Origin of the sequence: Lysinibacillus sp. FSL K6-0075 (assembly GCF_038592945.1) — a bacterium.
Lineage (GTDB): Bacteria > Bacillota > Bacilli > Bacillales_A > Planococcaceae > Lysinibacillus > Lysinibacillus fusiformis_F.
On the sequence record NZ_CP151947.1, the window covers coordinates 4,529,543 to 4,549,225 of the forward strand.

General features: G+C 35.7%; 18 protein-coding genes. 5 read left to right on the forward strand and 13 right to left on the reverse strand.

The genetic code is table 11. From position 1 onward, the window contains the following. Positions 1-23: 23 nt before the first annotated feature. From MHB65_RS22765 to MHB65_RS22775, 3 genes are all read right to left on the reverse strand, one after another. Positions 24-2,384, reverse strand: coding sequence for a bifunctional 2',3'-cyclic-nucleotide 2'-phosphodiesterase/3'-nucleotidase (locus MHB65_RS22765; RefSeq protein ID WP_342441819.1), 2,361 nt, complete (start codon positions 2,382-2,384; stop codon positions 24-26). Positions 2,385-2,687: 303 nt separating this feature from the next. Next, complete coding sequence (locus MHB65_RS22770) at positions 2,688-3,314, reverse strand: FMN-dependent NADH-azoreductase (protein WP_342441820.1); 627 nt, start codon at positions 3,312-3,314, stop codon at positions 2,688-2,690. Between the two features lie 182 nt (positions 3,315-3,496). Beyond that, positions 3,497-4,204, reverse strand: coding sequence for a DsbA family oxidoreductase (locus MHB65_RS22775; RefSeq protein ID WP_342441821.1), 708 nt, complete (start codon positions 4,202-4,204; stop codon positions 3,497-3,499). Positions 4,205-4,329: 125 nt separating this feature from the next. Between MHB65_RS22775 and MHB65_RS22780 the strand changes: the two genes are divergently transcribed. Continuing rightward, positions 4,330-5,709 (forward strand): FAD-dependent oxidoreductase, encoded by a 1,380-nt coding sequence (locus tag MHB65_RS22780; RefSeq protein ID WP_342441822.1) that lies wholly within the window; start codon positions 4,330-4,332, stop codon positions 5,707-5,709. A gap of 38 nt (positions 5,710-5,747) precedes the next feature. On the opposite strand, the gene MHB65_RS22785 is transcribed toward MHB65_RS22780, so the two are convergent. Continuing rightward, on the reverse strand, positions 5,748-6,674 hold the full coding sequence (locus tag MHB65_RS22785; RefSeq protein ID WP_342441823.1) for a manganese-dependent inorganic pyrophosphatase: 927 nt from the start codon (positions 6,672-6,674) through the stop codon (positions 5,748-5,750). A gap of 467 nt (positions 6,675-7,141) precedes the next feature. Here MHB65_RS22785 and MHB65_RS22790 point away from each other — a divergent pair, with 467 nt between their 5' ends. Then, on the forward strand, positions 7,142-7,945 hold the full coding sequence (locus MHB65_RS22790; protein WP_342441824.1) for a GNAT family N-acetyltransferase: 804 nt from the start codon (positions 7,142-7,144) through the stop codon (positions 7,943-7,945). 103 nt (positions 7,946-8,048) lie between these two features. On the opposite strand, the gene MHB65_RS22795 is transcribed toward MHB65_RS22790, so the two are convergent. Together MHB65_RS22795 and MHB65_RS22800 are read right to left on the reverse strand one after the other, a co-directional pair. Continuing rightward, a complete protein-coding gene (locus MHB65_RS22795; RefSeq protein ID WP_342441825.1) occupies positions 8,049-8,915 on the reverse strand; it encodes a MurR/RpiR family transcriptional regulator in 867 nt (288 codons plus the stop codon). 312 nt (positions 8,916-9,227) lie between these two features. Then, positions 9,228-10,457 carry an MFS transporter gene (locus MHB65_RS22800; RefSeq protein WP_342441826.1) on the reverse strand — a complete coding sequence of 410 codons (1,230 nt, stop codon included), beginning with the start codon at positions 10,455-10,457 and terminating at the stop codon, positions 9,228-9,230. A gap of 204 nt (positions 10,458-10,661) precedes the next feature. Between MHB65_RS22800 and thrC the strand changes: the two genes are divergently transcribed. From thrC to MHB65_RS22815, 3 genes are all read left to right on the forward strand, one after another. Continuing rightward, positions 10,662-11,714 (forward strand): threonine synthase, encoded by a 1,053-nt coding sequence (gene thrC / locus MHB65_RS22805; RefSeq protein ID WP_342441827.1) that lies wholly within the window; start codon positions 10,662-10,664, stop codon positions 11,712-11,714. Continuing rightward, positions 11,711-12,625, forward strand: coding sequence for a homoserine kinase (thrB, locus tag MHB65_RS22810; protein WP_342441828.1), 915 nt, complete (start codon positions 11,711-11,713; stop codon positions 12,623-12,625). The genes thrC and thrB overlap by 4 nt, the downstream gene beginning before the upstream one ends. Before the next feature lie 99 nt (positions 12,626-12,724). Then, entirely contained in the window at positions 12,725-13,411 is a 687-nt protein-coding gene (locus MHB65_RS22815) for a 2-hydroxy-3-keto-5-methylthiopentenyl-1-phosphate phosphatase (RefSeq protein ID WP_342441829.1), read from the forward strand. 57 nt (positions 13,412-13,468) lie between these two features. Here MHB65_RS22815 and zupT read toward each other — a convergent pair whose 3' ends face one another. The 7 genes from zupT to comX form a co-directional block, all read right to left on the reverse strand. Next, positions 13,469-14,278 (reverse strand): zinc transporter ZupT, encoded by an 810-nt coding sequence (gene zupT / locus MHB65_RS22820; RefSeq protein WP_205445931.1) that lies wholly within the window; start codon positions 14,276-14,278, stop codon positions 13,469-13,471. 159 nt (positions 14,279-14,437) lie between these two features. Then, the gene (locus tag MHB65_RS22825) at positions 14,438-15,046 is read right to left on the reverse strand and encodes a phosphatase PAP2 family protein (RefSeq protein ID WP_342441830.1); all 609 of its coding nucleotides are present in this window, start codon (positions 15,044-15,046) and stop codon (positions 14,438-14,440) included. Positions 15,047-15,132: 86 nt separating this feature from the next. Then, positions 15,133-15,264, reverse strand: a complete 132-nt coding sequence (locus MHB65_RS22830) for a hypothetical protein (protein ID WP_279381312.1) — start codon at positions 15,262-15,264, stop codon at positions 15,133-15,135. 39 nt (positions 15,265-15,303) lie between these two features. After that, complete coding sequence (locus MHB65_RS22835) at positions 15,304-16,203, reverse strand: hypothetical protein (protein ID WP_342441831.1); 900 nt, start codon at positions 16,201-16,203, stop codon at positions 15,304-15,306. 423 nt (positions 16,204-16,626) lie between these two features. Beyond that, positions 16,627-17,238, reverse strand: coding sequence for a response regulator transcription factor (locus tag MHB65_RS22840; protein WP_225341057.1), 612 nt, complete (start codon positions 17,236-17,238; stop codon positions 16,627-16,629). Next, complete coding sequence (locus MHB65_RS22845) at positions 17,222-19,525, reverse strand: ATP-binding protein (protein WP_342441832.1); 2,304 nt, start codon at positions 19,523-19,525, stop codon at positions 17,222-17,224. The genes MHB65_RS22840 and MHB65_RS22845 overlap by 17 nt, the downstream gene beginning before the upstream one ends. Continuing rightward, on the reverse strand, positions 19,516-19,674 hold the full coding sequence (gene comX / locus MHB65_RS22850; RefSeq protein ID WP_205445934.1) for a competence pheromone ComX: 159 nt from the start codon (positions 19,672-19,674) through the stop codon (positions 19,516-19,518). The genes MHB65_RS22845 and comX overlap by 10 nt, the downstream gene beginning before the upstream one ends. Between the last annotated feature and the right edge of the window lie 9 nt (positions 19,675-19,683).

Below are 19,683 nucleotides of genomic sequence, written 5' to 3' on the forward strand. Positions count from 1 at the left end.
TCGTACTCTCCTTTCATATACCTTTATTTAATTAAATATTTAGCAAAACCAGCTTCTGTATCTTCTAAATATTCAATGCCACTACCTGCTGGAATGAACTTTTGCGCATCTTTCGCAGATAAGTAAATAACCTTTGTATTGGCTGGGAACGGTACAAATGACCAGTTATTATCCGCAGCAGGGTTAATTGTTTTATTCGTCATAATATAATCAACAACAGCTTGACGATTTTCATAAGCATAGTTAGTTATATTTGAGCCATCTGCATTTTTAAATGTCGCACCATATGATCCACCAACTCGGTAATTGTTTGTGATGATGATGAATTCTTGTTTTAAATCGATCGGTTTACCATTATACTGTACATTCTTAATACGATTTGCCTTTTCATCAGTAAGATTACCACGTCGGTCATATTTTGCTGGCGATGTGACATCAATTTGATATGTTAAGCCATCTAACACATCAAAATTATAAGAACGCGCTTCTGCATCAATAATATTTTGCTCTTCTGTTTTAGTCGGATCAATCGTTGCAAAAATACCTGCAGCCATCTCTAGCCATTCAATTGCTTGAGCACCTGTTACTTTAATTGTTGCAACAGTATTGTCGTAATGATAAATGTCCGCCATATTTTTGATGGCAAGTGGTCCCACAGGAATATTTGTATAATCTAATGGGTTATTACGAGAGCCTGCTTTGAAAGGTGCGCCAGCTGAAAGAATTGGTGTCTTTTCATCAGCAGTGCCCTTTAACTCTTGTTCGATAAACCATTTTTGAGCTTGTGTTACGATTTGAATAGATGGATCATCTTGCACCATTGAAAAATAACTGTGGATTGGAGCAGTTGTTTCTCCAACAGGCTGACGGATATACGTTAATGTGCCATCATGTGCCTCTTTAATAGCCTCTAAAACTGTTGTGGATGGTTGTAAACCTTCTTGCTTGATGGATTGCAATGAACCTTTACCATCTACCACTACCCACTCTGATCCTTGCTGTTCCAGTTTTAAATCAATTACACCAAGATGACTACCATAGCTACCTGCCATAACAGTAGGCACACCATGAATTGTACCCTTTTCTTGATCGACATCTTTCAAATCCTTATAGTCACCAGGGAATGTTAAATGAGAGTGCCCTGTAATTAAAGCATCAATGCCTTCGATTTCTGCTAGTTGGTAACCAACATTTTCAGCACCCTTCACATAAGTATCTTCACCGATACCTGAATGTGACAGAACGACAATCACGTCTGCTCCAGCCTTCTGCATTTCTGGTACTACCTCTTTCACTGCTTCGACTGGCTCTTGCATTTCAACTTTACCTGCTAAATGAATGGCATCCCATTCAACAATTTTTGTTGGTACAATCCCTGTTACACCAACTTTAAGTGTATGCTTTTTACCAGTGCTATCGACCACTTCTTTATCAAGAATAACATAAGGTGTAAACATACGTTCTTTTGTCTTTGCATCATAAGTATTAGCATTTACAACTGGATACTTTGCATCGTTTAAAACTTCACCTAAAAAGTCTAGACCATAGTTAAATTCATGGTTTCCTAAAGTTCCACCATCATATTTTAATGCGTTAAGTGCTGCAATAGCTGGATGAACTTCACCAGGCTTCAATACACTTTCTAATGCTTTATAAGAGCCAAGTGGTGTACCTTGAATTAAATCTCCATTATCGAATAGTAATGTGTTTGGATTTTTAGCGCGTGCTTGCTCAATTAATGTCGCTGTATTAGCCAAACCAACCTCAGATGATGGAGCATCTAAATAGTAATTATAATTAGCTAAATTGGTATGAATATCTGTTGTTCCTAAAATTTGAAGATCTACTGATACACCAGTTGAAGGTGCTTTGTATTCTGCTACAAAGCGTTCCACAATACTCTCCATTTGTTCCTGTGTCACATAGTCACGAGGGCGAATAGTATTATCCTCAAATGCTTGCAAAATATTTGCTGCAACAGCATTCGCTAAATCTTGTTTATATGCCTCTGCAATTTGATCTACATCCTTAAATTGCTCTAAAACAGTTAGGGAAGCGTTTTCACTAACTAGTCCACGAGCAGAGATTACAAATGCTTGTTGACGTGTTAATTTATCAGCTGGACCAAATGTAGTTGCTGTTTTACCTTTAATAAGTTTTAATTGAACAGCTTTTTCTACATAAGGTGCTAAATCCTTAGAGACATCGGTAAAGGCAAGAGAAGAGCCGTCACCTATCTCTACATCTAAGCTTTCTACTAATTCTTTTACATAGTCTGCGCGTGTTACATCATTAGAAGCAGCCTCAGCAGAAACTCCAAATGGTATAAACGCGAAAAGGACTAGTAACACCGCCAAGAAATTAGTTATTAATTTCTTATTCATACAACAACCTCCTTAATAATCTAGTATTTTCCTACAAATCCTATTATATTAAAACCATTCTAATTTTTACTGAATAAATAGTCCTAATTATATGTATTTTTAAAAGAATGGATAATCACTTTCCCTCTAAATCATAAATTGTTATCATTTTTTAATTCTCTATCTAATAGGATGTTAGTAAATGTAAATTCTAAATAATTAGTTAATGTCAATATGTCCGACCTCCATACCACACCATACATCTGTTGAAAAAATAAAAAAAGTCCTCCCAAAATTGAGAGGACTTTTATTAAAAAATATTTTTTATGCATTCACAGTTTGAAGTGATTGAGCTACTTTTTTCACTTCTTCTAGGCCATTTGCAATAATTTCTTGTGCTTTATCTGGTGAAGCATTGTGACCTTCAATAATCACTTCTTCGATAATTTCCATACCGAATACGCCACCTACTACGTTTTTAATATAGTTTACTGACATTTCCATTGGTTGAGCTTCTGATGATGAATAGTAGCCACCACGAGCATTTAAAATAATCGCTTTTTTGTCAGTCATTAAGCTAATTAATTGACCATTTTCACCATATTTGAATGTGAATCCTGCTTGGTATACGTAGTCAATAAATGTTTGTAAAGGTGCTGGAATTGTTAAGTTCCATAGTGGGAATGCAAATACAACTAAATCAGCTGCAGTTAATGCATCCATTGCTTTTTGTTTTGCAGCTAATAGACGTGATTCGATGTCTGTTAACTCTCCACCATTTTGTACTTTACCAAATGCATTGAAAAGGTCTTGTCCAAAATAAGGCATATCTTCTGCGAATACGTCAAAAGTTGTCACGTTAGCACCTTGTACATTTTCCATGAAAGTATCATACATTTTTGTTGAAATACCGTCTGGACGGTTGTTCGCTTTTACTACTAAAACGTTCATTATATAAAATCTCCCTTAAATTTCAGAATCTAATATCTCGAATTCAAGATATGTGTTTATCTTAAAAAATTTCATCTAAAATGTCAATGTTACTTACCTCAGACTTTTGACTGAAATATTATGTTAAAATCCTTTCGTCTACCAAACAAGAGGAGTTTAAAGCTTTACTCCTCTCTAGTAAACTAAAATTTACAGTTATCGTCTGTACAAATACCCACATCACCTGAACCAGCCATCTTTAGCGTTGGTTGTAGGCCCTCTTCCTCAGCAACTTTACGCAGTGTATCTTCAAATACCTCCTGTGGTTGCGCACCTGAAATACCATACTTACGGTTTAAGACAAAGAACGGTACTCCTCGAACACCAAGCTGTAGACCTTCTTGAATATCCGATTCTACTTCGTTTTTATAAACATCCTCTGCAAGAACCTTTGCAACCTCATCACGCTGTAGCCCTACTTGTTCAGCTATCTCTAATAAAACATCGTCTTGGCCGATACGCTTTCCTTCAATAAAATGACTGTGTAAAAGTGACTCTACAAGTGCTGTAACATCTCCCTGTTGTTCAGCCCATTTTACAAGACGGTGTGCTTTTAACGTATTCTCTTCCATCAAATTGCTAAAGTCGTAGTTTAAGCCTACTTCTTTTGCACGTTCTGTTACACCCATTGTCATTTCCTTTGCCTTCTCTAATGACATTCCGTATTTCTTTGCCAATGATTCATAGACAGTACTATGCGAATCTACTGGAGTCGTTGGATCTAGTTGGTAGCTTTTATAGACAAGCTCTACCTGCCCCGCATAGCCAGTATCCTCAATCGCTTTCTCTAATTGTTTTTTTCCAATATAACAAAATGGGCATACATAGTCAGACCAAATTTCAATTTTCATTACTTGCTCACTCCTTTTGCTACATTGTAGCGATAGTTGAAATCACAAGGCAATTTTAATGCCTCACTGCATAATTTTTCAAGTTCTTCTACATACTGAACATAAAAACTATGTGAGGTTTCTATATGACACAATCTCTTTGGCTTGCTACAACTGATTCAGTTTCGTTATCTTCTCTTACTTCCTCAACAACATGTGATGTATGTATAATCGGTGGTGGCTTAACTGGTTTATATACTGCCTATACTTTAGCAAAAGCAGGTGTGGATGTAGTTCTTCTTGAAGCAAATACCCATTTTGGTCATGGTACGACAGGGCATTCAACAGGAAAATTAACAGCCCAGCATAGCATTGTCTATGCAAATCTTTTAGAAAAACTATCTGTAGAAGAGGCACAGCTTTATTATCAACTCAATCAACAAGCCATTGATAAAGCTAGACAATTACTTCCACCAGACAGCGTTCGATCGGTGGATTCACTATTATACTGTCAAACAAAAGAAGGCTATGCACAATTATTAAAAGAATGGAATGCCTATAAGGTTTTAAATATTAAGTCTAACCTTACCTCTGACACGGAGCTACCATTCCCTATCACAAAAGCATTATGTATGTCACAACAAGCTCAAATAAATCCTGTTGAGGTAAGTAATTTCCTCGCTAAAGAGGCACAGAAGATGGGAGCAAAACTTTATACAAATACCCGCGTTCAGCAATTAAACATACCACAAAATAACTTACATACCGAAAAAAATATGTCGGTTCAATATAATAAGCTTATTTTGTGTTCACATTATCCCATTGAAGCATTTAAAGGACTCAAACTTTTTAAATTATCCAATAGTCGTTCCTATATGGTTGCCAGTAAAACCTCTGAGACCATGCAAGGTCAATATCTATCAGTTGATTTTCCTTCTCGTTCGATACGGACAGCCACGATTAATCAGGAAAACTATTTAGTATTGGGAGGGGCAAATCACATCGCTGGGGAAACCGTTCATACCGAGCCTTATTATGAGGCCATTTCCAATGAAATGAAGGAGCATTTTGAACAACAGCCACTTTATCGCTGGTCAGCCCAGGATATAGAAACACCGGATATTGTCCCTTATGTTGGAAGGATTACAAACTCCTTACCTAACGTACTAATTGCCACTGGCTACCGTAAATGGGGAATCTCCAATTCCTTTGTCGCTGGTGATATCTTATCCTCTCTTTTAACTGGCGCAAAGATTGAGGATGGTGCCCTAGCTCTCTATTCACCATCCCGTACAAAATTCGGTGCCCAATTCATGCAAATGCTAAAAGTAGGAGGCTTTGTGGCAAAGGAATATATAGCGGGTTATATGAAGAATGCCTCAGCTCCAACCTGTACTCATTTAGGCTGTAAAACGAAATGGAATGAAGCTGATGAAACATGGGATTGTCCTTGTCATGGTTCCCGCTTTAATGCTAAGGGTGAGGTGCTTGAAGGCCCTGCCGTACAACCATTAAAACTCGATTAAAAAAGAGGCTGTCTTAATAGACAACCTCTTTCCTATTCTTATTTTAGAGCTTCCGTTAATACTGGTACAATTTGTTTCTTACGAGAAACAACTCCTGGTAATACAACACGGTTGTTGATAAGCTCAGCACCGAATCCTTTTGCTGCCGCTTCTGCTACTTGCCCAATTGCAACTGCAGTTGAATCATTATTTAAAATATCAGTCACAACGAAGAAGAATAGATCTAAGCCGTTTTCTGCAACATTTTTATTTAGTAAGATTTCTAACTCTTCTTGGCGATTAAGCACATCATTAATATCAACTGCATTCACTTGAGCTACAACAGATTTGTACTCACCAAATTGGAACTCTTTTGCATCTAACGATAATAAATCTTCTAATGATTTATCCGATAGATCAGCACCTGCTTTTAGCATTGCTAAGCCATACTCTGCAGTATCCACACCAGCAATTTTTGCTAGCTCCTCGCCAGCTTTTACATCTTGCTCTGTGCAAGTTGGCGATTTGAAAAGTAGTGTATCGGAAACAATCGCTGATAACATTAAGCCAGCAATATTGGCTGGTATCGCTACTCCATTTTCCTTGAAGATTTTGTTTAGAATTGTAGCTGTACAACCTACTGGCTCAGCACGATAGTATAATGGATCTGCTGTTTGGAAGTTTGCAATACGGTGATGGTCAATTACCTCTGTAATTTGTACTTCTTCAATACCGTCAGCTGATTGTTGGAATTCATTGTGGTCGACAAGGATTACCTTGTCCGCTTCTCCTACAACAGAAGAAATTAAACGAGGCGCTTCAAAGCCAAATTTATCTAATGCAAACTGAGTTTCATTATTAACATCTCCAAGACGTACTGCCTCAGCTTGTTCACCAATTTGCTGTTTTAAATAGGCATATACAATAGCAGACGTGATTGTGTCTGTATCTGGGTTTTTATGTCCAAAAACTAATACTTTACTCATTGAATCAATTCCTCCTAAAATGGCACTTACATTTATATTTTATTTTATCATACCTTATAGCCTGACAAGTGATAAAGTGAAACTTTGGAACAATTTCGCCTTAGTGTAAATGCCACTGATGCCCGCTTTCAGTATAAAATACATTGCTTAATCAACACAGAACATTTCTGTCTAAATTTTAATATATAAAAATAATGAAAGCCCTCCAAATACATACTTTTCAAATAAGATATATACATTATAACTACCTTGTGTTGCTATGTATACTTTTAGTGGGTCTAATTACTTCTGTAAAATTATCTATTTTTACCAACCTATTTTTAACAATCAATAGTAAAAATGCATCTTTTTTTTAAAACATTTAGATTATATAGATATTTAGTTGGGTTTTCATATTTAAGTCATCGTAATTTTATGCTATCATCAGATAGTCTATATTTTTGGATATTCAGGAAATGGGGATTACGATGACAAAGAAGATAGAAAAAAAGTACATTCCTTTAGCACACTATTTTGATGTAGCTTTACAACAAGAAATTACTTTATCCTTTAGCGAATTAGAAAACATTATGGGACAAGCATTACCGAACGCCGCCTACTTAAATAAAAGCTGGTGGAAAAAAACTAAGCCCCCACTCTCACATTATTTATCATGGACAAATGCAGGTTATTATGTCATTGATGTTAAACTAGGTACTAGTGTATCTTTCTCACGTACTCAAATGAAGTCTACTGAAAACAACACTTCAAACAATGAGGAGCATTCATCTGCATACATAATTCGAGGGATTGAAGCGTCCGATGCTAGATCATTCATTCATTTGCAAGAGGAGATATTTCAAGAAACCGACTTCATGTATAATATCCAAAATGAGTTGGATCTCACTGTCCAACAACTTCGTAAAAATTTAACCTATTGGAAGCATCTAAAAAACCGTACAATACTACTATGTGTATTAAATGGGATTTTTGCAGGTTATGCAGTTATTCATGGATATAAACAGTCGAAAGCTAGGCACGTTGCCTCTGTTCGCTTAGCTGTGAAAGAAGAACATCAACAAAAGGGCATTGGCACTGCACTGATGAAGGCTGTTGAAAGTTGGTCTAAACAACGTGATATTTCTCGTTTAGAGTTATCTGTTATGGAGCATAACCATGTAGCTTTACATCTCTTTACAAAGCTAGGGTTTCATCAAGAAGGCATTCGACAAAATGCGATTAAATTAAATGATACTTATGTGAACGAATATAGCTTGAGTAAAATTCTATAATTCACTTTTCCTAGATGTCTAAATACTATTTGGGCATCTTTTTATATTAACAAAAATACGCATAGACATGTGTGTTATTACACACTACCTATGCGTTGTTACATTAAAAAACCTGCTTTTCTCTAATAGCATCTAAGAATAGTACATTACTCTCTACTTGCTCGTACGATTGCTGATATTTTTCATAGTGCCCTTTGTCCTGACTCATCATTTCCTCTATCAAGGCATGCAAAAAAGAAATCAAGACTGGCGCAATTTCTAGTGAAGAATGATTTTTGGTGCCAAGGGTAAATAATGCATTGGCATATTCTCGAATAGGCGAAAATGCGGAACCTGTAATCCCAATAATTTTCACTTTCTTTACCTTTGCAATTTCAACAATCGTTTTAATATCCATTATCTGTTTATCAAAAGATAGCACAATTAAAGTTGTATGTTCGCTCATGCTATTTATTTGGTTCACTAGATCCTCCGAGTCTAAACGAAGCTGCTTAATATTAGAACGAAGTGTTTTCAATGTATTAGATAGCCAATTTGTAACAGATGCATTGTGACGAGTACCTAGAATATAGATATTGTCTGCTTCATGCATCCATTTTGAGCTTTTTTGAATTTGCTGATCGTTAATCAATTGAATGGTTTCTTGAATATTTTGGCTATCCCGTTGCATTACCTTACCAAAGCTAGAATTAGTTAGCTTCTTAGCAGTATAAGCAGGCTGTAGATTTGCCCCCACATCTTGAGACATAATATAGCCTCTAATTTCCTCTTGCAGTTCTACATACCCTGATAAATCCATAGCATAACAAAAACGAATCACTGTTGATTCACTTACATTAGCCAATCTGCCAACCTCTGCTGCTCCATTAGCAATAACTGTAGTGGGATTATCCATTACAAATTGTGCTACTTTACGCTGGCCCTTTGACAATCTTACAAATCTTTTTTTTATATCCTCATGAATACTCATTCCTAACAACCTTTCTTTCAATGACCTTATCACGAATGGGAGATTGTTTCCTACTGACTCAAAATTCGATTAAAAATACAGTATCACGATTACAATTTGAATACAATGACTTTTCTGAAAAATCTTCATCGCATTAACCTGCTAATAAAACAATTTGATTTAAGCTTTAACCATTTTATGTTGATTTGTCATTTTAACAAAAAAATCTGTAAAATCGAATAAAAATTAATAATTCCTCATTTTTATGTATTTTTTAAGCGAATTCAGACAAAAATGTCCTGGATCACTTCTTCTGATCCAGGACATTCTATTTTATTCTAATTCAAGCTGCTTCGTTTCCTTCCCAAGGAAGATGACACCCACAACACCGATAATAATTGCTCCGCAGAAAATGGCAAAGATATAGCCTATATCATAGCCTGCCGTCAATAAAAAACCAACGAGCAACGGACCAAAAATACCCCCAATTCGTCCAACGGCTGCCGCCATACCAGCACCTGTTCCTCGAATAATGGAAGGATATTGCTCAGGTGTATAAGCATATAATGCACCCCAAGCCCCTAAGTTAAAGAAAGATAAAAACATTCCTGAAGTTAGCAATACGCCTAAAGTATCTGCATTCCCAAAAATGAAAGCACTTGCTGCAGTACCAATTAGATAGGAAACAAGGACAAATTTGCGTCCAAACTTTTCTATAAACCAAGCTGCTGTAAAGTAACCTGGCAATTGAGCTAAAGTCATGATCAAAACATATTTAAAGCTTGTGATCATATCAAAGCCCTTCCCTACCATTACACTTGGCAACCATAAAAACATGCCATAATACGAAAATACAACTGTAAACCATAATAGCCACAGCATAAATGTAGAACGAGCATACTTTTTCGACCAAACCTCTTTCATATTTTGGCCAATGCTACGTTTTTTTGCTTCTTCCTTCACAGTAAATTGAGGTGAATCTGGTAAATGCCAACGAAGATAAATAGCATAAAACGCTGGAAGTGCCGTTAGTATAAGGGCTACTCGCCATCCCCATGTAGGAATAATAAAATACGAAATGAGTGCTGCAATTAACCAGCCTGCTGCCCAAAAGCTTTCTAGTAAAACAACAACGCGCCCTCTTTCTTTGGCAGCCACACTTTCAGATACTAGTGTTGAAGCTACAGGTAATTCTCCCCCTAGCCCCATCCCTACTAAAAAGCGTAAAATTAAAAATGCAGTTAATGTTGTTGTAAAAGCGGATAAACCACTTGCAATAGAAAAGAGGACAAGTGTCCACATAAAAATTTGCTTGCGCCCTACTTTATCAGCAAAAACACCAAAAAAGAGAGCTCCTACAGCCATCCCGATAGAATTAATACTACCAATCCAACCAGATTGACTTGGTGATAATCCCCACTCAGCGGCCAATGCTGCAATGACAAAGGATAATATACCAACGTCCATTGCATCGAAGAGCCATCCTACCCCTGCTACACCCAAAAGCTTATTTCTAGAAATGGATTGCTGAGGTTTATTTGTCGCTGCTGTATTTATTGTCATCTCAACCACCTGTCTTTACACATGACTTTACATTACAAGATTACTATACAGTTGTTTCAAGAAAGTGACAAGTACTATTCAAATTACCGAATTGTTTCGACAATTAATGAAATGCTATTGAAATAATAGTGCCATTTGCGTTAAAATGTCTTTTATACAAAAACAACTGTTCTTTCTATAAGAACAAAAGGAGATCGTTACGTTATGTGGAAAGGCCTTATTGAAGAATATAAACAATTTTTACCCGTAACTGAAAATACACCTGCTTTAACTTTAAACGAAGGCAATACGCCTCTTATACATTTAGTGAATTTATCTAAGAAACTAGGCATTGAGCTTTACGGAAAAATTGAAGGTGCAAACCCAACTGGCTCATTTAAAGACCGAGGAATGGTGTTTGCTGTTGCAAAAGCTATTGAGGATGGAAGTCAATGCGTTATTTGCGCTTCTACAGGAAACACTTCTGCTGCTGCGGCAGCTTATGCAACTCGTGCAGGGATTCAATCAATCGTTGTTATTCCTAAAGGAAAAGTTGCTCTTGGTAAGCTTGCACAAGCTACAATGTATGGTGCAAAAATCATTGAAATTGATGGTAATTTTGATGATGCTCTCAATATCGTTCGCCAAGTAAGTGAAACAACACCAGTTGCACTTGTTAACTCTGTAAATCCATACCGTATCGAAGGTCAAAAAACGGCATCGTTTGAAATTGTAGATGCCTTAGGTTCAGCACCTGATTATCTGTGTATTCCTGTTGGTAATGCAGGTAATATCACTGCCTATTGGAAAGGATTTAAAGAATATCACGCTGCAAAAAATTGTGGTCTACCAAAAATGTATGGCTTTGAAGCGGAAGGTGCAGCAGCAATCGTTAAAGGAGAGCCTATTGCTAACCCTGAGACAGTGGCAACTGCCATTCGAATTGGCAATCCTGCTAGTTGGAAATTAGCAGAAGCGGCTCGCGATGAATCTGGTGGTATCATTGATTCTGTTACAGATGAAGAAATTGTAGCAGCCTACAAATTAATCGCAAGTACAGAAGGTATTTTCGTTGAGCCAGGCTCTGCTGCTTCTTTAGCAGGTGTTATGAAGTCTGTTGAAAATGGAAAAATCCCTCAAGGCGCTAAGGTTGTAACTATCTTTACAGGGAATGGACTGAAAGATCCTGATACAGCTATGAATGTATCCACTGTAGAGGTTGTATCTCTTAAAAACGATGAAGAAGAAATTCGTGCATATATTGAGGGTGTACTATGAGTAAAATGTGGCAAATCTCAGTTCCTGGAAGCACAGCCAACTTAGGGCCTGGCTTTGATTCAATAGGACTTGGCTTGTCTCTTTACTTAAAGCTTTCTGTTACTTTACAAGAACAATGGGAAATTATCCATCTTGATGATAATGGTCCTAAAGAGTTTGAGCTTGAAGAACACTTACTATACGTCATTGCTAAAAAAACTGCAGATCAATATGGTCAACAGCTACCTGCTTGTCGTGTAGAGATGGTCAGTGAACTTCCGTTGGCACGTGGTCTTGGTAGCAGTGCAGCAGTTATTGTTGCAGGTATTGAACTTGCTAACCAAGTATGCAAGCTTGGATTAACGATTCAAGATAAACTTAATCTCTCTTCACAAATTGAAGGACATCCAGATAACGCAACCGCTTCAGTCTTGGGAGGTTTAACGATTTCTTCAATGGATGACAAAGGAATGGTTGATACATTTCATATCAATGATATCGATGCCTCCTTTGTGGTATATGTACCAGATGTTGAATTAAAAACAAGCGAATCTCGTTCGGTTTTACCAGAGCAATTTAACCGATCCTATGCAGTTCATGCTTCAGCAAATGCGAATATGCTAGCGGCTTCTTTAATGGCAAGAGATTTTGAACGTGCTGGACGTTATATGGAGGCTGATTTATTCCATGAACCGTTTCGTGCAAAGCTAATTCCTGCATATGAAGAAATTCGTATTGCTGCAAAAGCTAACGGCGCATACGGTACAGCTTTAAGCGGAGCTGGTCCAACATTAATATCCATTATTCCCTCTGCTATTGCTTCTGACTTCGTTCAGCTAATGACAAAGCAATTCCCAGAGCACCAAATTATTTTAACAAAAGCTGATGAACATGGTGTACAAGTCAATGAATGTATGAAACGTCTACTATAACAGTAGGCGTTTTTTCTTGAAAGCAAGTACGTATAAAACTAATATTATAGAAGTATAGAATTAGACTTTCTATACTTGCTTTTCTAAGGAGGGACTATTTTGAAACCCATTATTTTCTGTGATTTCGATGGCACGATAACAGAAACAGATAATATCTTTTCACTTATGACTGAATTTGTACCAGAGGAATCTGAAAAAATTGCACAAGCGATGATGGAACAAACCATTTCATTTAAAGATGGCCTATCAGCTATGTTTCATCTACTTTCTAGTCAACAAAAAGATGAAGTCATTCAATACCTAATGGATTCGGCAGTAATACGTGAGGGTTTTGGAGATTTTGTTCGCTATGCTCAAAACAACAATATTCCATTTTATATTGTAAGTGGCGGAGTCGATTTCTTCATCGAGCCTTTAGTTGAAAAATTTGGTCCATTTTCAGGCATCTACTGTAATAAAGCAGATTTTTCTGGTGAGCAAATACAACTGATTTACCCAAATAGCTGTGATGAGGAATGCGCTAAATATAGCACACAAGGTTGCGGCTGCTGTAAGCCTAGTGTTATGCGAAAAGTTGCCAAGAAAGATCATTATAAAATCGTAATTGGTGATTCTCTATCTGATTTCGAGGCCGCTAAACTGGCCGATATCGTTCTTGCTAGAGATCATCTTATCCAACGCTGTGAAGAACTTCATGTTCCATATAGACCCTTTACCACATTTCATGATTGTCTAAATATTGTTCAAGAACTAGTGGAATCAAAAAAGGCTATTCTTTCAATTTAATGTAGAAAAAAGACAAGGGAGCCACTTTTACAAAGATGACTCCCTTTCCCTACTTATTTATGCTAATAGCACTAAGCTAATGGCCATGACCGCCATTCCTGCTACTAGACCATACATCGATAAATGTGTTTCATCGTATCTTTGTGCTGCTGGTAACAACTCATCTAATGAAATAAAGACCATTATTCCTGCAACCCCAGCAAAAACAATTCCAAACATGACATCGGTTAAAAATGGCATAAGGAGCAAAAATGCTACTAATGCACCGACAGGCTCTGCTAATCCTGATAAAAAGGATAATTTAAAGGCTTTCTTTCGATTACCCGTCGCAAAGAAAATAGGAACAGATACAGCAATGCCTTCTGGAATATTGTGAATAGCTACTGCAATGGCAATAGCAATCCCCACATTCGGGTCATTAATAGCTGACATAAATGTAGCAATACCCTCTGGAAAATTATGAATGCCAATCGCGAGAGCTGTAAAAACCCCCATCTTCATCAAATGTTCTTCATTGACCTGTGGTTTGATGGCATTTACATCCTCAACTAGCTTTACTTCATGAGGATTAGTAGCCTTTGGAATAAATTTATCGATCAAGGCAATAAATAACATCCCACCGAAAAATCCTAGGATTGTCATCCAATAGCCATTTGTTGTACCTAATGCATTGGTTAAAGCATCTTTCGCTTTAACAAAAATTTCTACCAGGGATACATAGATCATTACCCCTGCTGAAAAACCTAATGCTAATGATAAAAATTTTGTATTTGTTCTTGATGTAAAAAATGCTATTAAACTACCTACGCCTGTTGCAAGTCCGGCAAAAAGAGTTAGTCCTAGTGCCAGTAAAACATTTCCGTCCATTCCCTTCTTCCTTTGCTCTTTTTCTTATTGTACTCATCTTAACGTAGAAGTTTCCTATACGCAATTCTTTTTTATAAGGCAAATATCATTCTTTACAATGTCTCAATAAAACGTAAAAAAGCAGTATCTATTCATATGAAATAGATACTGCCTGCCTTTTTATTTATGATTGGATGGAAATAAGCGTTTTCGACGTTCGTACCAGATGACACAAATGATAAACCAAGTATAGCCGATGCTCCAACCAGCAAGTACATCTGTAGCAAAATGTCGAGCTCCTGCAATACGTGATAAACCAATAAGCACCATCAAGATCGTTGCGCCAAGCCACAGAAGGATTTTACGGCTTTTATTACGATTCTCCGCTAAAATATAAGCAAGTGAAAATAAATACAAAATACCTGTCATCGAATGTCCAGATGGAAAGCTAAAGGATGTCAGCTGGTCCTCAATTTCAGGTCTTGGACGTTGCACCCATTTCTTTAATAATTGATTCAGAACATTACCTGCTGCAAAAGTTAGTACAACAAATAGCATCCCTCGATAATTTTTTACCTTCCAAGCTAAATACACCATTAAAACTACTGCAACAGCGACAACAAATATTGGCTCCCCTATATAATGAAAGATCTCAATAAATCGATTGCCGAAAAGAATCTCTGCCATCTTTGCATCAAATGTATTCATCAATTGACTTTGATAAGTGACTCTTAATACGATAAAGACAATTAACGTTACAATGGCTAAAGGATATGCCCATTTTTTCATTTTTTTCACCTCAAAAAACATTCATGCTATGGTCTTCACATCATAACATAAATAGGTCTATTCTGAATGAAATATAGGCCTTCATTTTAAGAAAGGTTTACACCCTTAACCTCTTGATAAATAGTGATCGTTTCTGCTTCTGGTTTGTTAAAGTAATTGGAAACGGCCAATGCAACAATAAATAAAATGGCTACTATAGGTAGTATTCTTCTAAACATCCTAAACACTCCCTTATTCTTTTACTGCTCCAAATTTAACTACTTGATTAACACGGGATCAAATAGCCAATCTTTTGGACCAAAGTTTGCATCCTTTTCTCCTCTAACCTCACGAGAAATACCATATTTTATAATAGTTTCTCTAAATCTTTTGCTAAACAATGTCTTCCTATATAAATATCTTCCATCATGACTACAATCAGCAGAGTAAAAAACATCACCTTTTAAGTTCTCTAAATCTTCATGATGATAAATATCAGGACCATTAATGACTCCATTTAAGCCACAACTGCACGGTGGTTGTTCAGTTGCAAAGTATAATTTAACTCTATCCTTACTACACTCAGGCAGCATTTGTATAGGAATAATTTGATAAGCTGGTTGTTTATCTTCTATAGGCCCTTGATGGATAACCTCTAAAAGCTCATAGCCTTCTAGTTTTTCTCTTTTCATTAGTAATACTAGTTCCTCAGAAGCTACCCAGTAACCATTTACATGGACTAAATGACGATCTTTCATCTGCGTAGTATCAATAACTATCGGTGATAGCTGCTCTTTATCCATGAGCCCACAATACTTACAATGTGTACTCAAAGAAAATAATGTCCCCTTATCCTCTAAGAACATTTCTGGTGAATTACCTGTTGAATTTAAAGTAAATAATGGTGCTCGTTCATACTCTATATCTGAAAATTCAAAATAAAAACGTTCTCCAATCGAAACGATTCCAAATTCACGTTCTAACGACGCATATAAAGCTGTTACCTGCTCGTATGTTACATCCTCATTTAATGTAAAAATAGGATTAAATTTTGTTTTCAAATTTCTTTTTCTCATTTCAGGCGCACCAATAGCAATACCATGACGATTATAAACGTTAATAACTTGATCTTGACTAGTTTCATCTATGGAAAACAAATTTTCAAGTTCTACTTTCACAATACACGCCTACCTTTATAAAGTTTTATGGTGAAGTATATTGACTAGCTAGTAACATTCTACAATCTACTAACGCTACTTTATTCATAGATAGTCAGGCTGCTTATTTTAATAAAATGATTTGTATATTACTGACTATAGCAAATCTACTTAACCACTGTTAATTTAAGCGTACCAGTACTTATACCGTTATTTCAACTTCGGGTTTACGCCAATTTTATGGCGTGATTCAGACAAATTTTTGGCGTGATTTGGCGGGTATAAAAAAACACCGCCACTTTTTTGGCGGTGTCTCTAATATTTTATAGGCTATTTAGTATAGGAATATGGATTTATTTTACTAAGGTAATATATAGGATATTCAATTCCCAAAATGCTCCCTATTAATTGAAAAATATACCAACAGTATAACATAGAAGTTGTTTAGAGTAAATTCATTCTCTCAGCAAGATTTACAGCTTCTGTTCGTGAATCAACATTTAACAAAGAAAAGAGTTGCGTTAAATATCTCTCTGTTGTTCGCTGAGGAATATTCAATTCAATAGCGATGGCTTTATTTGTATGGCCCTCTGCAATGAGTCTTAAAATTTTCTTTTCCTTTTCATTTAAATGTATATCTTTGGCACCTTGCAGTTTAAATTTATCATCCAGAAAATCTAAGAAATTTTTTGGTAAAACAATTTCACCGTTTGCAATGGCCCTGACTGTTCTTAAAATTTGCTCTTTAGAAGCTGTTTTAGCTAAAATGCCTTCTATTTTTCTTTCTAAAATGAGTGGATAATAATCTGTGATATCATCACCTGTATAAAGAATGACAGAAGCATTTGACTGAATAGCCTTAATATTACGGGCTAGGTTAATTCCATTCTCTAATGGCATATTGATATCTATCAGATAGATATCATATGGTTTATTCTTTATCCTTTGAATGACACAAGTTGCATCACTTTCCGTATCGATGATAATATCTTCATTCTCTTGAAATAAATTTTTAGTTCCCTCTAACACTATAGGGTGATCATCCACTATGAGCATCGTAATCAAGTGTTTCACTCCCTTCTTTCACCATTATTCTAATAAACATCCCTTCATTGATATTTGAGTCAATAGCAAATTGTCCGTTAAACGCTTTTACACGCTCCTGCATGCCTTGAATGCCCATCGATTCTGTTACTATAATGTCCTCTACATTACATCCTACACCATCATCTTTATAAATGATTTCGAAACCATCGTTCATTTCTTTTAAATGAATTTCAACAGATGCTGCATAGGAATGCTTTAACGCATTATTAAGTAGTTCTTGGAACAAACGATAAATCATTAAATTCATGCGTTCATCCTCTAAATAAAGACGATCAATTGTGTAAATTAGCACGAAGTTAGCTCTCTCCTGAACTTTCCGGATTAACTTTTCTAATGCAGCATTTAAACCTAGTGTATCTAGTAACGGAGGTTTTAGGTTTTCACAATAAGTACGTAATTCATGTAAGGATGCAACCATTTGCTTATGAATTTTTGCAAGCTTGTCCTGTATATCTGTTGTATTTTTTGCATTTACAAGGACATCCACCTCACGGGCTATATGTAGTTGCTCCTGTAAATTGGTGTCATGTAACTCTTGAGCTAACTGGTATTTTTCTTCTTCAAACCTTAGCCATAAAAGCTTGTTCAGCCATGGTAACTGACCATCATCAGCTTGCTTCATATGCTTCAGTTCCTCTAACAGTTCTTCCACCATTTTTGTATTCTCAATAAAATTATTCACATACAATAAGAGCAATTCAAGCCATAAAAGCTCCTCATCTTTTAAATGAATCGTATTATTATGCCCTAGCACTAATGCTCTTTTAAAATGTGCATCCTGATGGAGAAATGCTATATAAACTTTGTCAATTTTTCTTATTTCACCTAATCTGATTTCTTCCATTATTTCAGGATCAATCACAATACTTTCTCCAGCAATTGTTATGAATTCATTTTTATCATAGTTATATGTTAAGACAAAAACGTCCTCTAACTCAAGATGTATGGAAACCTCGTAAGCAAACTTCTCTAGAAGTTCGTCGATTTTAATTGTTTTCCCAATTTTATCTACGGCTGTATATAGCTGATGAATATAGTCGCCCTTTGTTGAAAATAATATTTTCCGTTTTCGATAATCGACCTTCTCTTTTACGTAAAAAAGTATAACTAATGAAGAAAATGTAAAGAAAGCTACCCCCGACATGACAGTCATTGTTAAATAACGACCTGCAATAAAATATAGTCCCACTGTGAACCATACAGTAAAGATTAAAGAGAATATAACATAATAACGTAATCTTGTAATATGGTACTCAATATCAAATAATCTTTCTGCTAATTGTGTAAAAATAAAGCTAAAAGGTATAAGCAATAAAAATAATGAGCTTATCTCAGATGAAAGTATATACGTGTGAAAAAGGATTTTAGGGAGTGCATATAAAAAAAGAAATGGTAGAAACGGTATTAATATACTATTTAATAAAATTTTCAACTGAGGTGAGCTGTATTTAAAATAGCTTATTAATAAAATACTAAGGATGATCACAAGGAGAATAAAGAAAATAGCCAATATAACATTGGAAAGAATATCATTTGAAGCAGGATAAATAGTGCCGACACACCCTAATATAAAAGCTATGAAGGGTAGTATATAAAAGAGCTTGATATTATTTGTAAATACCCAATTTGTTTTCACAAATGAATAATAATTTCTCAAAAAATGTAATAGTATGACTAAACATAACAGCATACTGCTTCGATTTACGATAATGCCAATCGTATCCATCCTACCAGAGACACCACTGCTTACATAAGCCAAAGAAACCGTTAACATAAAAAGAATTAGTAAATCAGCTAACTTAGTATTCCTTTGTTTGAAATGTAAATAAAATGCAACAAATAATGTTAATAAATAATAACAAGCCGGAATGATTAAAACATAGATAAATTGTTGAGGGATATCCAAATGCTTAATATGTATATTGATTAGATCTCCATCGGGCTTCAGTATTGTTATTTCATTAGCAGATAAAATTTTTGATTTATACTTCAGTTGATTTAATTCGTTGATGGGTTCATTATCTACAGTTAAAATCGCATCACCAACAGAAATATTTTGTCCCTCTGCCCAGTCTTTATAATAAAGTTGAGAAATGACCCATTTGTCATTCTCTTCTTCTACACCAATCTGTATATAAGGCTCGCTATAATTCACATAATTTAAATAAAAACCAATAATTAAATAGAGAATTATAGCGGGCCAAAACAACTTACTACGCAATTTTTTTAGTTCCAAATATCACTTTCTGCATTCATTTCACCGCTAAAAGCTTCTAAAATTGCTTTTTGTTCTACAGATGAAACTCCTACTAATGAGGCTTTTTGTTCCTTTAATAGTGCAACTAGGCTTGGATTTTGTTCTAAATATTGGATTACATTAATCATTCTTATCTC